This window comes from Agrobacterium sp. BT-220-3 (genome assembly GCF_025910175.1).
In the GTDB taxonomy this organism is placed as follows: Bacteria; Pseudomonadota; Alphaproteobacteria; order Rhizobiales; family Rhizobiaceae; genus Agrobacterium; species Agrobacterium oryzihabitans.
On the sequence record NZ_JAPAIX010000005.1, the window covers coordinates 264,734 to 280,479 of the forward strand.

12 protein-coding genes are annotated in these 15,746 nt (G+C 60.8%); 3 read left to right on the forward strand and 9 right to left on the reverse strand.

All coding sequences use genetic code 11. The features are described 5' to 3' along the window. Window positions 1-137: 137 nt before the first annotated feature. From OK142_RS16125 to trhO, 3 genes are all read left to right on the forward strand, one after another. On the forward strand, window positions 138-626 hold the full coding sequence (locus OK142_RS16125; protein ID WP_498683875.1) for a CYTH domain-containing protein: 489 nt from the start codon (window positions 138-140) through the stop codon (window positions 624-626). Then, entirely contained in the window at window positions 610-1,518 is a 909-nt protein-coding gene (locus OK142_RS16130; RefSeq protein ID WP_003499138.1) for a CHAD domain-containing protein, read from the forward strand. Before OK142_RS16125 ends, OK142_RS16130 begins: the two co-directional genes overlap by 17 nt. Before the next feature lie 275 nt (window positions 1,519-1,793). After that, window positions 1,794-2,750 carry an oxygen-dependent tRNA uridine(34) hydroxylase TrhO gene (gene trhO, locus OK142_RS16135; RefSeq protein ID WP_498683878.1) on the forward strand — a complete coding sequence of 319 codons (957 nt, stop codon included), beginning with the start codon at window positions 1,794-1,796 and terminating at the stop codon, window positions 2,748-2,750. 180 nt (window positions 2,751-2,930) lie between these two features. Here trhO and OK142_RS16140 read toward each other — a convergent pair whose 3' ends face one another. From OK142_RS16140 to OK142_RS16180, 9 genes are all read right to left on the reverse strand, one after another. Next, a complete protein-coding gene (locus tag OK142_RS16140; RefSeq protein WP_164056856.1) occupies window positions 2,931-5,174 on the reverse strand; it encodes a bifunctional diguanylate cyclase/phosphodiesterase in 2,244 nt (747 codons plus the stop codon). A 196-nt stretch (window positions 5,175-5,370) separates the two neighbouring features. Beyond that, window positions 5,371-6,150 carry a MetQ/NlpA family ABC transporter substrate-binding protein gene (locus OK142_RS16145; protein WP_142170202.1) on the reverse strand — a complete coding sequence of 260 codons (780 nt, stop codon included), beginning with the start codon at window positions 6,148-6,150 and terminating at the stop codon, window positions 5,371-5,373. 53 nt (window positions 6,151-6,203) lie between these two features. Further along, window positions 6,204-6,872 (reverse strand): methionine ABC transporter permease, encoded by a 669-nt coding sequence (locus OK142_RS16150; protein WP_035226075.1) that lies wholly within the window; start codon window positions 6,870-6,872, stop codon window positions 6,204-6,206. Then, on the reverse strand, window positions 6,862-7,977 hold the full coding sequence (locus tag OK142_RS16155) for a methionine ABC transporter ATP-binding protein (protein WP_498683882.1): 1,116 nt from the start codon (window positions 7,975-7,977) through the stop codon (window positions 6,862-6,864). Before OK142_RS16155 ends, OK142_RS16150 begins: the two co-directional genes overlap by 11 nt. Window positions 7,978-8,286: 309 nt before the next feature. Next, on the reverse strand, window positions 8,287-8,916 hold the full coding sequence (locus OK142_RS16160; RefSeq protein ID WP_082184878.1) for an NAD(P)H-dependent oxidoreductase: 630 nt from the start codon (window positions 8,914-8,916) through the stop codon (window positions 8,287-8,289). A 415-nt stretch (window positions 8,917-9,331) separates the two neighbouring features. Continuing rightward, on the reverse strand, window positions 9,332-10,711 hold the full coding sequence (locus tag OK142_RS16165; RefSeq protein WP_498683884.1) for a GH1 family beta-glucosidase: 1,380 nt from the start codon (window positions 10,709-10,711) through the stop codon (window positions 9,332-9,334). Between the two features lie 726 nt (window positions 10,712-11,437). After that, entirely contained in the window at window positions 11,438-12,748 is a 1,311-nt protein-coding gene (xylA, locus tag OK142_RS16170; protein ID WP_498683885.1) for a xylose isomerase, read from the reverse strand. A 218-nt stretch (window positions 12,749-12,966) separates the two neighbouring features. Then, window positions 12,967-14,421, reverse strand: a complete 1,455-nt coding sequence (gene xylB, locus OK142_RS16175; protein WP_498683927.1) for a xylulokinase — start codon at window positions 14,419-14,421, stop codon at window positions 12,967-12,969. A gap of 48 nt (window positions 14,422-14,469) precedes the next feature. After that, complete coding sequence (locus tag OK142_RS16180; RefSeq protein WP_498683889.1) at window positions 14,470-15,492, reverse strand: LacI family DNA-binding transcriptional regulator; 1,023 nt, start codon at window positions 15,490-15,492, stop codon at window positions 14,470-14,472. Between the last annotated feature and the right edge of the window lie 254 nt (window positions 15,493-15,746).

Consider the following 15,746-nt stretch of genomic DNA (forward strand, 5'->3'; position numbering starts at 1 on the left):
TCCCGTTTACCGATTAGCCTGCCCCGGCTTTGATGTCGAGGCATGACGGGGCCATTTTTTATCCAGATACTTCAATCAATTCGCTTCTTCGCGACCTCATCTTGCGATAATCTGGCGCACCAGTTTGCGGAGACAGCATGGCCAAGGAAATTGAACGGAAGTTTCTTGTTGCAGGCGGTGAATGGCGCAATGAGGTGATGCATAGCATGGCTTTTCGGCAGGCATATGTCGCCTCGCTGGAAAATCGTTCCGTCAGGGTCAGGATCGTCAACGGACGTGACGCGACACTGACGATCAAGATCGGCGCAAGCGCGCTTGTCCGCGACGAATATGAATATGCCATTCCCCTCAAAGACGCGGAAGAGATGATGGCGAGCGCGCCGGGGGTGGTGATCGAAAAGACACGCCACACCGTCGATCACGGCGGCTTCACCTGGGAAATCGATGTTTTCGAAGGCCGATATCAGGGACTGGTGGTGGCGGAGGTGGAGATGGACGACGAGAATGCCGATCCGGATCTGCCCTCCTGGCTTGGCAGGGAAGTGACTGGCGACCGCCGCTTTTCCAACCAGTCGCTGGCCATGGACAATCCGCATGGAGAATTGTCGGATGCCTTTCAGAATTGACCCTAAAAAGCCCTTTGACGACGAAATCCGTCGTGCCGGGCTGGAACTGATCGACGATGCGATAACCATCCTTCGTGACCGGCCGTCCGGCCCGCACGAAGCGGTGCATGATGCTCGCAAGCGGTTCAAGCGGCTGCGCGCGCTCTACCGCCTCGTTGCCAGGGGTGCGCCCGATTTCAGCCGTGAGGAAAACGCCCGTTTCCGCGACATCGCCCGCTCGCTCGCCTTTGCGCGCGATGCGACGGCACTGGTGGAGACGGCGGATTATCTCGAACCTTTCGCGCTCTCCGATGCGCAGGGCAAGGCGCTGCGTTCCATCGCGGCGATGCTGCGCAAGCGCCGCGATCACGCCATCGAACATGAGGCAGGCCTCGACGACGCCATTTCGGCGGCCATCGCCGGATGCGAGGCGGGACGCGAGAGGCTGAAGGCGCTGTCGCTAACGGACGAGGTGAAAGACACCACGCGGCTGGTGAGAACCAGCTGGTCAAAGCAGAGAAAACGGGCGCGCCAGGCGCTTGCCGACTGTCACGACCACGCCGACGTCGAGCATTTCCACGAATTGCGCAAGGCCGGTCAGGCCTACTGGATGCATCTCGGCCTGCTGCGCCGCATCTGGCCCTCCGCCATGCGCGCAAAAAGGGCCGATACCAAAAGGCTGGTCGACATACTCGGCCATGAGCATGATCTCTCCGTCCTTGCCGCCGTCGCCGATCGGGAGCCGGAACGTTTCGGCAATGGCGAAAGGCTCGCCCTGCTTCTCGATGCGATCATCCAGAGGCAGCAGGCGCTGCGCACCGAAGGTCTTCAGCTGGCAAACGAAGTCTTCTCCGAATCCGCTGGCACGGAAAGCCGCATCGTCGGCCTCCTGTGGCGGCATGCGGGGAAATAGGCGGGAAGGCGACGAAGGGAACGTCCCACCCACTCGACGTCATCCTCGGGCTTGTCCCGAGGATCTGCAACGTTTCGATTTTGCGCGGCGTGATTAGATCCTTGGGACAAGCCCAAGGATGACGGAAGAGGGGTTTTGCGGTCTCACCAACGCGGATTTAAGTGACGAACCGCCCCACATTTTGCTCCCTTTGTCCGATATCTGACGATTTTCAAAATACCGGCGATGGCGGATAAATATTGCTTTGCGGCCGCCGTCGCTGTATTTCAGCGCCCATGACCGACACCACCATTCTCCCCCGCCCGGACGTCGCCCCTGGCATTACTGGCGATTTCCTTGTGGCAGCCCTTTATCATTTCGCCCGCCTGCCGCGGTTCGAAAGCCTGCGCGAGCCATTGTTCGAGCTCTGCCAGATAAATGGCGTCAAGGGCACGCTGCTTCTGGCGGCCGAAGGCATCAACGGCACCATTGCCGGGCCGGATGCGGGCGTTCGCGCCGTGCTTGCCTTCCTGCGCGCCCAGCCGGAATTTGCCGCTCTGGAGCACAAGGAAAGCCGCGCGTCGAACATGCCCTTCGTGCGCATGAAGGTGAAGCTCAAGAAAGAGATCGTCACCATGGGCGTGCCGGATATCGATCCGAACCGCATCGTCGGCACCTATGTCGAGCCACGCGACTGGAACGGGCTGATCTCAGACCCCGATACCATCGTCATCGATACGCGCAACGACTACGAGACCGCCATCGGCCTCTTCAAAGGCGCGGTCGATCCGAAGACCAAGACGTTCCGCGAGTTTCCCGACTGGGTGAAGAACAATCCCGGCCTGCACAACAAGCCGAAGATCGCTATGTATTGCACCGGCGGCATTCGCTGCGAAAAGGCCACGGCCTTCATGAAGGAACAGGGCTTCGACGAGGTCTATCACCTGAAAGGCGGCATCCTCAAATATCTGGAGGAAGTGCCGGAGGAAGAGAGCCTGTGGGAAGGCGCCTGCTTCGTGTTCGACGAGCGTGTCTCGGTGGTTCACGGGCTTGCCGAAGGCGACCACAAGCTCTGCCATGCCTGCCGCAACCCCATCACGCCGGAAGTGCGGTTATCCCCGCTGTTCGAGGAAGGCGTTTCCTGCCCGAGCTGTTACGACGACCGGACAGAAGAGGACCGCCAGCGCTTCCGCGACCGGCAGCAGCAGATCGAACTGGCCAAGAAGCGCGGCGAGCGGCATCTGGGTCGGTAACGGGTCGGCAGTAAACCCAGCCGGATACCAGATGGTTAACCTTTCCTGCGTCATCCTCGGGCCTGACCCGAGGATCCATTGTCGCGGTTGATTGTGGATCCTTGGGTCAAGCCCGAGGACGACCTCGAATATGGAGGAAGCGCCTGTCCGCCGCACGCCTGCGCAAGTAAAGCCAGCCGCTTACGCCCCTGCCCGAAGCGCAAACAGCGGCGCCGTCTGCTCCTCCAGCATGGCGGTGACGACTTCGGCGGCGACCGGTTTCGAGAACAGGTAACCCTGCAATTCGTCGCAACCGCACAGATGCAGGATGGCTGCCTGTTCTTCCGTCTCGACACCCTCCGCGGTGACCGGGATATCGAGCGATTTCGCCAGCGCCACCGTCGCCTGCAGCATTTGCAGAGAGCGTCCGCCCTTTTCGAGCGCCATGATCAGCGAGCGGTCGATCTTCATGCGGTCGAAACCGAAGCGGCGCAGATAGCCGACACTTGCAAAGCCGGCCCCGAAATCATCGAGCGCTATGTGCAGGCCAAGCTGTTTCAGCTTGTCGATCGCCGCACTTGCCCGTTCCGGATGCTGGATGAAATATCCCTCCGTCATCTCCAGCCGCAGCCTTTCGGTCGGCGTCTGCGTGGCGGCGAGAATATCCGCCACGTGGCGGGAGAAGGCGGGATTGCGAAACTGCACGGGTGAGATATTCACCGAAAGCTTGATGGAGGGCCATTGCGCCGCCGTCTCGCAGGCCTTGTGCAGAACGATAAGGCCGAGCCGGTCGATGAGGCCGCTGGTCTCGGCAGCAGCGATGAAGATATCCGGCGGCACGAAGCCGTATCCCGGTCTCTGCCAGCGGGCTAGCGCTTCCACCCCGGTGATGCAGCGCGTGGCGGCGCTGACGACCGGCTGGTAGACCACCGTTATTTCGTCATTCAGAATGGCGTGGCGCAGATCCGCCTCAAGCTGCAGCTTTTCTTCGCGCAGCGCATCCATTTTCAGCTCGTAGGAGACGTAACGCCCGCGCCCGTTTTCCTTGGCCTGATACATGGCCATGTCGGCGCGGCGCAGCAGTTCCTCACCATTGATATCGCCGGCCCTCGAAACCGAGGTACCGATGCTGCAACCGATGCTCGCCACCCGCTCCCCGATGCTGAAGGGCTCGGTGAAAAGTTCAAGCAGCGCCTGACAGAGTTTGCGGCCCTCCGACCATACGTCATTGCCCTGAATGGCAATGGCGAATTCATCGCCGCCAAGCCGCGCCAGCACGGCACCTTCCGGCACCAGCACCCTCAGCGCCGCCGCCACGCCCTTGATCAGCCTGTCGCCAGCAGCATGGCCGTAGGAATCGTTGATCTCCTTGAAGCCATCGAGATCGAGGTAAAGCAGCTTGATGTCCGTCTTGTCCTGCCGGGCCTTGCCCACCATGCGGTTCAGCTTGGAAAACAGGCCGGCGCGGTTGCTGAGCCCGCTCAGGCGATCGCGCAGGGCCTCCTCCCGCGCCGCCGCTTCATCGGCCTTCAGCCGGTCAAGCGTGGCAGAGCCGATGATGAGAAGGACGAGAAAGAACGTTCCCGCAATGCCGAGCGCGGTAAAGACGACCGGGCGCGCATCATGAAAGCTGACATCCCCCGGCAGATGCGAGCGCCAGACGAGCCGCGCCAGCACATCGCCCAGCGGGTTGACGATATCCACATGGTTTTCGGCAGGTCCGTCGCCATATTCCAGTTGCAGCCCGTCGATGACGTAATTGCGGGCGAGCTTGTCCACTGTCGCCTGCGTGAGATGGCGCGCAAAAATCAGATAACGCCGCTCGGAACCAACCGGCGGCAAGGCTCCCGATTTCAACCGTACCAGCGCCACGCCTGCGGCAGCGATGCCATCGCGCGTTTTGACGAAACCGGTCACCTGAGAGGTAATGCCTGGCCGCATGGACTGAACGCGCTCGATCATTTCCCTCACGCCGCCAGAGAAATAACTCTGCGACTTCCAGGAGGCTGGCTTGCCGTTCTGATAGGCCATGCGGACCTTGCCGTCCTCGTCAAGCACGACGGCGGTATCGAAAAGCTCGTTGTTGACCGTCATGTCGCCATAATTACTGGCCACCCAGTCGAAGCGATCAGGGGCATACACATATTCCGCCGCGTCGTCCCAGGCGGCATAGTCATTCAGGGTCGCACCGAGCTGCTCGCGGAAGGTGACAAGCGCGCCGGCCGTCGTCTCGCGCGAACGGGCGTTGTCCAGCAAATTCGCCTTTTCCCTGACCTGGCTCAAGGCGGAGAGGACGAGCGCGGTGACGATGAGAAGCACGAGCGCGAATGTGGACAATACGACGCCCACGGCCGTTCTTCGCCCGACCGGCAGGTATTCCCCAATGTTTCGCGGCGCAATCCGCATAAAATCCCCTTCGAAAGCATCATCTTGCGAAGGAAACATTCAGAAGCCGTTAAGCCGGATTGTGACGCAGCCCCAAAAAACAACGGGTATAAAACGACAGTCGGGGTAAAAACCTGAAAAATCCTTCCCCGAAATCATGGGGGGTTTTCAGAAAACGTGGTTGCACGCGGGCCCAAAAACAAAAAACCTCCCCCGTAACCGGGAGAGGTCGTCATTTTTGCCGTAACCGACAGGATTACCAGGACGGGATGACCGTGCCGTTGTACTTCTCCAGAATGAAGGCCTTCACTTCCGGGCTGTGGTAGGATTCCACCAGCGTCTTCACCCAGGGCTTGTCCTTGTCCTGCGCGCGGACGGCGATGATGTTGGCGTAAGGGGACTTTTCGCTTTCGATGGCGATGGCGTCCTTCTTCGGGTTCAGGCCGGCAGCCGTCGCATAGTTGGTGTTGATGACAGAGGCATCGGTGTCGTCAAGCGAGCGCGGCAGCTGGGCAGCATCAAGCTCGACGATCTGGATGTTCTTCGGGTTTTCGGTGATGTCGGCAGGCGTTACCTTCAGGCCGGCTTCTTCCTTGACCTTGATCACGCCCTTGGAAGCGAGAACCAGCAGCGCACGGCCGCCATTGGTCGGGTCGTTCGGAATGCCGACGGTCGCGCCGTCCTTCAGCTCGTCGAGGTTCTTCACCTTCTTCGAATAAACGCCCATCGGGGTGGTGATGGTGGTGCCGACGCTGACGAGATCGAACTTGCGGTCGGCGATCTGGTTGTCGAGGTAAGGCTGGTGCTGGAAGGAGTTGGCCTGAAGTTCGCCATCGTTCAGCGCCTGGTTCGGCACGACATAATCGGAGAATTCGACGATGTCGATGTCCAGACCCTTGGTCGCCGCGATCTTCTTGACCTGCTCCATGATCTGCGCGTGCTCGGCGGGGGTTACGCCGATCTTGATGGTCTCGGCCAGCGCCTGACCGGCGGTGAAGAGAGCGGCGAGCGAAGCCGCGAGGATGATTTTCTTCATGGGTGTCTCCTTGGGTTTGTTATTCTTGGGATTGTTGTTCTTGAACGGCTTTATCAGTTTTTGCGGGTCCGCTTGTCGAAGCTGCGGGCAAGGCGGTCACCGGCGCTCTGCACCAGCTGCACCAGCACGATGAGCACCAGAACCACGGCCAGCATCACGTCAGGCATGAAACGCTGGTAACCGTAGCGAATGCCGAGGTCTCCCAGCCCGCCGCCGCCGACAGCGCCGACCATCGCCGAATAACCGATGAGGCTGACGAGCGTGAGCGTAAGAGCAAGCGTAATGCCGGGCTTGGCTTCGGCCAGCAGGACTTTCGTGACGATCTGCAACGGTGTCGCGCCCATGGCGCGGGCGGCCTCGATCAGGCCCTTGTCCACTTCGCGGATCGCCGCCTCCACCAGCCTTGCAATGAAAGGCACGGTGGCGACCGTGAGCGGCACGATGGCGGCGCTGGTGCCGATGGAGGTGCCGGCCACGAGACGGGTGAAAGGAATGATCGCCACCACCAGAATGATGAAGGGCGTTGAGCGCGCCGCGTTGACGACGAGGCCGAGAATGCGGTTCGTCATCGGCGCGGGGAACAGTTCGCCCTTGCCGCTGGTGGCGAGGAAAACACCCATCGGCACACCGATGATCGAGCCGACGATACCGGCGACCGCGACCATGTGCAGCGTTTGCAGAAGGCCCTTCAATAGAAGGTTGAAAATCATATCAGGCGACATAACCGAGCACCTCCGTGTGAAGACCGGTCTCAGTATAAAAGCGGCTGGCGCGGGCGGTGATTTCCGCTGTGGCCGGATAGGAGACAACCAGCGAACCGAAGGGTTCGCCGGAAATTTCCTCGATGGTGCCGGCAAGGATGTTCACATCGGGGCCGATCTCAGCCACAAGCCGGGCGGTCAGCGGCTGGAAAGCCGTTTCGCCGAAGAACACCAGCCGCACGAGAACGCGGTCGCCTTCCGCAGCTTCCGGCTTTAAGCCCGAAGTCACCCAATGCGGCAGCTTCACGCCGACCGAGGACGACAGCAGGCTGCGGGTCGTCTCGTGTTTCGGTGCGGTGAAGATATCGAAGGTGCGGCCTTGCTCAACGATCAGGCCCCTGTCGATGACCGCCACCTGCGAGGCGATGGTCTTCACCACCTCCATCTCATGGGTGATGAGCAGCACGGTGAGCCCCAGTTCGGCATTGATGCGCTTCAGAAGCTCGAGGATGGACTGGGTCGTCTCCGGGTCGAGCGCCGACGTCGCCTCGTCGGACAGGAGCAGCTTGGGTTGCGTGGCAAGCGCACGGGCGATGCCGACACGCTGTTTCTGCCCGCCCGAGAGTTCCGCCGGATAACGCTTCGCCTTATCGGAAAGGCCGACGAGATCGAGCAGCGGCGTTACCCGCGTTTCGATCTCCTTCTTGCCAAGGCCGGCAATTTCAAGCGGCAGCGCCACATTGTCGAAAGCGGTGCGCGACGACAGGAGATTGAAATGCTGGAAGATCATGCCGACGGAACGGCGAAGCGTCCGCAGGCTCTTCTCATCAAGGGCTGCAACATCGACGCCATCGACGATGACGCGGCCGGAGGAGGGTTTTTCAAGACCGTTGGCAAGGCGGATAAGGGTGGATTTGCCCGCACCGGAACGGCCGATGATGCCGGTGATGGAGCCCTTCGGCACAACATAGTCGATGCCGGCAAGGGCTGCGAAGCCCGGCTTGCCATCGGCGCCGCCAAATGTCTTGGTCACGCCTTCGAACGTGACCATCGGGTCCTTGACCGCCAGTTCTGAAACCGCCTTCGGCGGGGTCGCGGGCGATGCCGCGCTGGATTGAAAACTCATTGAAAACTCTGGGAAAACGCGTGACGGATCGGGTCTCAAAAAATCCTGTTGCGGCAGACAGCCGCTCTCTTCATGCGGCCGGATGGCACATTCGATGACAGCTGATTTTCCGGGTGACTGTCCGGGTCATTTCGTCAGGCTTTCACTCAAGAGATGCCGGGGATCGGCATTTCGATGGCGCATACTTGCCCGCAGGCGCCATCTTTTAACAGGGATGATTTTTCAATTATCTGAAATCAGAGGAAAAATCTACCGCAAAGCCGTCATTGCGGCCTTGCGGCGGTCAAGACTTTGCGAGTGCCTTGGAAATCAGACGCGGCTCGCAAATTCCTCGATCGGGCGGCGAACCTTCTTCAGGTTCACCAGCCAGTCGCCTTCCGACTGACGATATCCGAGCGGCAGGATGGTGACGGAGCGCAGGCCCTTTGCACGAAGGCCAAGGATTTCATCCAGCTTTGCCGGATCGAAACCTTCCATCGGGGTGGAATCGACACCCTCGAAAGCGGCCTGCGCCACCGCCATGCCGAAACCAATATAGGCCTGGCGGGCGGCATGTTCGAAATTCACCTGCTCGTCACGCTGCGGATAGGAAGAGAGCAGCATCTGGCGATAGGATTCCCATCCCTCATTCCGGATACCGCGTTCCTCATTGACCAGATCGAACATGTGGTTGATGCGCTCTTCGGTGTAATTGTCCCACGCCGCAAACACCAGAAGATGCGAACCCTCGGTAACCTGCGCCTGGTTCCAGGCGATCTCGCGGATCTTTGCGCGCACTTCCGGATCGGTGACGACGATCACTTCAAACGGCTGCAGACCGCTGGACGTGGGCGCAAGCCGCGCCGCCTCGACGATGCGCTCGACCTTGTCTTCCGCAACAGTCTTGGAAGGGTCCATTTTCTTGGTGGCGTAACGCCAGTTGAGTTTTTCGATAAGCATGTTCGTTTTCCCTGGGAGGACCAACCCGCCCTGCCCCTTGGATGCCAGAACGGGTGCTACGCCTTCGTAGCCCGTCTGACATAGGAGGCGGGATGGCGGACGCAAGCAGGCACCGCGGGGTAACCGATAAAAAAGTTTGGAAAACTGATAATAAGGAGAAAGAACTTTATGGCGGCGGGCGCTGGCACGTCGCCTGCTACCGGATGCGGGGCGTAAAGTTCATGCACGGCCGCCCCCCCAACCCTCATTCCTGTGCTCGTCACAGGAATCCAGCCGACACGCGTCTGCGTGGCGGAAAGACTCCTCTCAGCCCAAGGACTTGGGCTGACTGGATCCCTGTGACGAGCACAGGGATGAGGAGGCGCATTGTTCGAATGCTGACCATGGCGAGAGACCGGTGCCCTAGGGCGTCGCCTCACCCCTTGGTCACCCCATGGTTTCCCTTCGGAAAGCCCGACGCCAAGGCGCTGTACCATTTGCCGCTGTTCTTCAGCGTCCGCACCTGCGTGTCATAATCCACATGCACGAGGCCGAAGCGCATGCGGTAACCCTCGGCCCATTCGAAATTGTCCATCAGGCTCCAGGCGAAATAACCGCGCATCGGGTAGCCGTCCTTCACCAGATCGGCGACGATGCCGAGGTGCTCGGCATAGTAGTCGAGACGCGGCTGGTCATCCACCACGCCATTTTCGACACCCATATTATAGCAGGCGCCGTTTTCGGTGATGTAGCAATCCGGCAGCTCGTAGCGCTTGTAGAGGTCTTCCACCAGCGACTTGAGCGCCGGGGCATACACCTCCCATCCGATATCGGTCTTCACGTCGCTGATAGCGGGGGCCGGTGTGGTGGCAGGGAATTCCGCCCCCTCGGTGGCGTCGTCTGCGACGCGCATCGGCGTGTAATAATTCAGGCCCCACCAGTCCAGTTTCTGGCTGATGATGGAGAGGTCTTCCGCCTCCACCACGGGCATGCGTGAACCGAGCGCTTCCATCATCTCCGCCGGATATTCACCCTTGAAGACCGGATCGAAAAACGCGCCGTTGTGGAACTGGAATGCCCGCTCGGCAGCCTTAAGGTCGGCTTCGCTATCCGAGGCCGGGATGACGGAATGGGCGTTCAGCACCAGTCCTACCGGCACCTTTGGCGCGACATGGCGGGACGCCTCGACACCGAAACCGTGGGCGAGGTTGATGTGATGCATGGCGGCAAGGGCTGCCTCCATGTTGCGCTCGCCCGGCGCGTGAATGCCATAGAGATGGCTGAGCCATACCGCACACCAGGGCTCATTGAAGGTTGCCACCGCATCCAGCCGGTCGCCCAGCCGCGCCATCACGGTCTTGGCATAACGCTGGAAGGCATGGGCGGTGGAACGCGAGGCCCAGCCGCCGTCGCCCATCAGCGTCAGCGGCAGATCCCAATGGTAAAGCGTCGCATAGGTCTTGATGCCGCGCGCCTTGCAGCCATCGACGAGGCGGTCGTAAAAATCCAGCCCCTTCTCGTTGATCGGGCCGAAGCCATCAGGGATGATGCGCGGCCAGGCGATGGAAAAACGATAGGCCTCGACGCCCATGTCCTTGATGAGATCGAGATCGTCCTCCCAGCGATTATAGTGATCGCAGGCAATATCGCCATTGTGACGCTCGAAGACGTGACCCGGCATGTTGCAGAAGGCATCCCAGATCGAGGGCTTGCGGCCGTCTGCCCTGGTCGAGCCTTCGATCTGAAAGGAGGCAGTTGCGACTCCAAACAGGAAATCACCGGGGAAACGGGCTGCTAGCGCTTTGGGATCGGTCATCGGAGAGGCCCTTTCATCATCCATCGAGCGGGAAAAGATCAGCAGCGGTTTAGACCATGTGGGGAAATAGGTACAGAAGCGAATGAGCAAAAACTGCAACGTTTCAGCAGCGCGTCGCCGTCAATCCAAAGCGCTTTAGATGCACGGGCGCCACAACAGCGCCGCCGTGGCGGCAGAAGGGAATGGCCCGGCAAATGCGGGTGTAAGTCAGTGTGGTGAAAGTCGTGCAATTGCCGGGCCGTATCTTTGGACCGTCGCAGGTCCGTTGGTTACAGCCTTTTCACGGCACCTACCGGTTCAGCCCCTCCCGCCTCTGGCCCGGCGGGATGCCTTTCCGGAACACGGCCTGCCAGAACCATGCTTGTCGATGCCGGCCGCCGGTCCGCAAAAGGCGCCGCGCGTATCGCCCTTCCGTTCCGGTTGCAGGGGAATGATGCGACGGAATGGGCGGGTGCGGATGGAAGGGGAGATGTTTTGGGGTAAGTGATTGGCGAGGAAGGATGTCGGAGGAAAGAGTGTCCGCGCCTGACAGAGATGACGCTCAACTTGACTCGCTAACTCGACGTCATCCTCGGGCTTGACCCGAGGATCCACAACCCGGCGCACCATGGATCCTCGGGTCAAGCCCGAGGATGACGTCGAGTATGTTGCGACAGAATAACCAAACCGAAACGACGAAAGCGGGAGATGTTCCCCCGCCTTCTTTTCTCGAAAACAAAGACCCGGTCAAACGTAACGATTGACCACGTTCTCCAGATATTCCTGACGACCGGATTTCGGCTCGGGATTGATATCCTCGCGCTCCACCAGTGCCGCGATCTCGTCGAGCTTCAGCTCGCCGCGCAGCATCTTCTGGGCTTCAGCCGAATCCCACTTGGCGTAACGCTCCGAAAGCGGCTTGGACAGCGCGCCGTCCTCGATCATCTTCGCCGCCGCCTTCAGGCCTCGGGCGCAGCAATCCATGCCGCCGATATGGCCGATCAGCAGGTCCTGCGGATCGAGCGACTGGCGGCGCAGCTTGGCATCGAAATTGGTGCCGCCATTCTTGAAGCCGCCACCGGCCAGCACGTGGTAATAGGCAAGCGCCATTTCCGGCACGTTGTTGGGGAACTGGTCGGTATCCCAACCGGACTGGTAATCGTTGCGGTTCATGTCGATGGAGCCGAAGATGCCGAAGGCATTGGCGAGAGCCAGTTCATGCTCGAAGGAGTGGCCGGCGAGGATGGCGTGGCCCTGCTCGATATTGACCTTCACTTCCTTTTCCAGACCGTTCTTCTGCAGGAAGGCATAAACGGTCGCGACATCGTAGTCATATTGGTGCTTGGTCGGCTCCTGCGGCTTCGGCTCGATCAGGATCGTGCCTTCGAAACCGATCTTGTATTTATATTCCACCACCAGATTGAGGAAACGGCCCATCTGGTCCAGCTCGCGGGAAAGATCGGTGTTGAGCAGGGTTTCGTAACCCTCACGGCCGCCCCAGAGAACATAATTCGCGCCGCCAAGCTTCTTGGTGGCGTCAAGGCAGGTCTTCACCGTTGCGGCCGAGAAAGCGAAGACATCCGGATCAGGATTGGTCGCTGCACCCGACATGAAGCGGCGGTTGGAGAAGAGGTTTGCCGTGCCCCAGAGAAGCTTCACGCCGGTCTGCGCCTGCTTTTCAGCAAAATAATCGACGATCTCGTTGAGATTCTTCGTGTTTTCAGCAAAATTCCGGCCTTCCGGGCGCACATCCGCATCATGGAAGCAATAGAAGGGCGAACCGAGCAGCGAGAAGAATTCGAAGGCGACATCGGCCTTCAGCTTGGCGGCCTGCATGGTGTCTTCGAACCATGGACGCTGGAACGTCTGGCCACCGAAGGGGTCGCCGCCCGGCCAGGTGAAGGTGTGCCAGTAGGCCACCGCGAAACGCAGATGATCCTCCATGCGCTTGCCGGCGACAATCTCGTCGGGATTGTAGTGGCGGAACGCCAGCGGATTGGTGCTGTCGGGGCCTTCATATTTTATCTTGCCGATATCGCCGAAAAAACCTGTGCTCATGATGATCCTCCTTGGTGGGTTAAAATGATGGAGGGCGTGGTTACCCCCCTCTGTCCTGCCGGACATCTCCCCCTCAAGGGGGGAGATCGAATTGTTGGGCCGTCCCGCCCACCTCTATCGTTGCATCTGAAGTGATGAGCGTAGCGCCTTGCCGATCTCCCCCCTTGAGGGGGAGATGTCCGGCAGGGCAGAGGGGGGTAAGCGGCGAACTAGAAGCCTCAATGCGAGAGCGACCGAATTGCCGGGTAAAGCGCATGATACCGCCGGTAAGCCTCCTCATAGGCATCACCAAGCGCCGCCACCGGCTCGATTGTCCGCGCCGTCTGCGGCTGGGTGCAGACCGCGACTGGATCGGCCCCGGTTGCCGCGATGAGGCCGAGACGAGCTGCGCCGAAGGCAGCACCAAAATCACCTTCAGCCGGAATATCGACCGCCACGCCGAGCGAAGTCGCAATCGAGGCCAGCCAATAGGCCGAGCGTGAGCCGCCGCCGATGGCGGTGACGCGGGAAATGGAGGTGCCGGCTGATTTCAGCGCTTCCAGATTGTCGCGGATGGCGAAGGTAACCCCTTCCAGCACGGCCTGCGTCAGCGCCTGCCGGTCGCTTTCATGCGAAAGGCCTATGAAGGAACCACGAATGGCGGCGTCATTATGCGGCGTGCGTTCGCCCGAAAGATAAGGAGCGAAGGTCACGCCGGTGGGGGCCAGAAGTTCGTCGCCCAGTTCGCCTGTCAGGTCGGCTGCGGACTTGCCTGTAAGGCGGGAATACCAGTTGAGCGCATCGGTCGCGGACAGGATGACACCCATCTGGTGCCATGTGTTGGGAAGCGCGTGGCAGAAGGCGTGCACGGCGCTTTCCGGCTTCGGCAGATAGGAGGCGTTGGCGGCAAACAGCACGCCGGAGGTGCCAAGCGACACGAAGGCGTGGCCTTCCTTCACCGTGCCCATGCCGCAGGCGGAAGCCGCGTTGTCGCCGGCACCACCGGCAACCACCACCCTGCCCGCAATGCCCCATTCGGAGGCGAGTTCGGACCGCAGAACGCCCGCCTCATCGGTGCCTTCCACCAGCGACGGCATGTGTTTTTCATCCAGCCCGGTGGCGGAGAGAAGCGCGGCAGACCACTTGCGCGCGCCGGTGTCGAGCCAGGAGGTGCCGGCGGAGTCGGACATTTCGGAGATATATTCGCCGGTCAGCCACAGCCGCAGATAATCCTTCGGCAACAGCACCTTGGCCACTTTCGCGAAGATTTCAGGTTCGTTCTTCGCCACCCAGGCAAGTTTCGGCGCAGTGAAGCCGGGGAAGACGATATTGCCGGTGATCTTGCGGAAGCGCGGATCGGCGTCGAGTTCGGCAGCCTCGGCGTAGGAGCGCGTATCGTTCCACAGAATGCACGGGCGCAGCACCTTGCCGGCAGCGTCGATCAGCGTCGCGCCATGCATCTGGCCGGAAAGGCCGATGCCCCTGACGGCGGCCAATTCCTTCGGAAACTTCTGCTTCAGCCCGGCGACTGCTGTCTGGGCGGCAGAGATCCAGTCGGCCGGGTTTTGTTCCGACCAGCCGTGATGCGGGCGCGAGACGTCCAGCGATCCGTTGGCCGAGCCGATGATCTTCTGATCGCCATCCATCAGCAGGGCTTTGATGCCGGATGTTCCAAGATCGAGACCGAGATACATGTATTTCTCCATTCCGGCGCTCCATGCGCCAAAGTTCATGCGGTTTTCTCAGGGCAGATTGTCCCTGAGGAATATGTCGATACGGATACGTTCCTGCGCGGCGATGACGGGTTGCCCATCGGCGCGGGCCTTCAGCACCCGGATGGCGCTGCGCACCTCATGGCCGGCATCCTGGTTGAGCACGGCATCGAGCACCCCTTCCCGCAGTGCATTGGCGGTGTTTTCCGTCAGTTCATGGGCGATGACAGAAAGCGGCCTCTCGCCACCCGCAGCTCGGAGCGCGCGGATGAGACCGCGATTACCCGCGCCAAGGCTGTAGATGCCGGAAAGCGCGCCATTGCCCATCGCCTCGGTGACCAGCGCCTCGACGGCTGCGGGATCGTCCCTGCCCTCCAGCACCGGCAGAAGCTGCAACTCCGGAAATTCACTTTCGATGACGGTGCGAAAACCCTCAAGGCGCTCCCGATGGTCGCGCACCAGCATGGAGCCGGCGACGACCGCAATATCGCCGCTGCGCCCGGAGAGGAAACGCCCCATGAGGCTTGCCGCCGTGCGCCCCGCCGCGACGTTGTCAACGCCGGCATAATGGTCGCGCCGCGAGCCGGAGAGATCGGAAACCAGCGTGACGCTGGCGATGCCGTCATCCGCCAGCCGGTCTGCCGCTTCGGCCACATCTTCTGAATCGGTGGCGACGAAAGCGACGCCCGACGGCTTCTCCCGCCGCGCAACCTCCAGCGCCTCGGTCAGCGCCGCGGCGTTGAAGGGCGGCACCTCGATGATGCGGATTGCCGTGCGTTCCAGATGGGCGCGGCTGGCTGCAGCCCGTACCTCGGCCCGCAACGTCGCCATGAAGGAATTGTCGTTGCCGGGCAGAATGAAGACCAGCGAATAGTTGCGCCCCTTGGCCAGATTGGCGGCGGCGATATCGCGCACATAACCAAGCTCGGCAATCGCCGCCTCCACCCGCGCCCGGGTCGCCGCATGCACGCCGGGGCGCATGTTCAGCACCCGGTCGATGGTAGCAAGGCTGACGCCCGCCCTCTCGGCGATGTCGTGAACTGTCGGCTTCATGGTTCCTCCCCTCTCCTTTGAATATCCAGCTTTGAGGGCGAGGTAAACCGAAAAATGATGTACGTACCTCATATTTTGCCGAAAGCCGGGATCATGAATTGGGCGTAGTTCCTGTGACGACATTGCGGCTTGTTTTCTTCTCCCCGCCGGGGAGAAGGTGGCCCGAAGGGTCGGATGAGGGGGCAAGCTCTCCGAATATCTCTGCCCTTGCCCCCTCATCCCGCTGCCGCGGACTTCTCCCCGGCGGGGAGAAG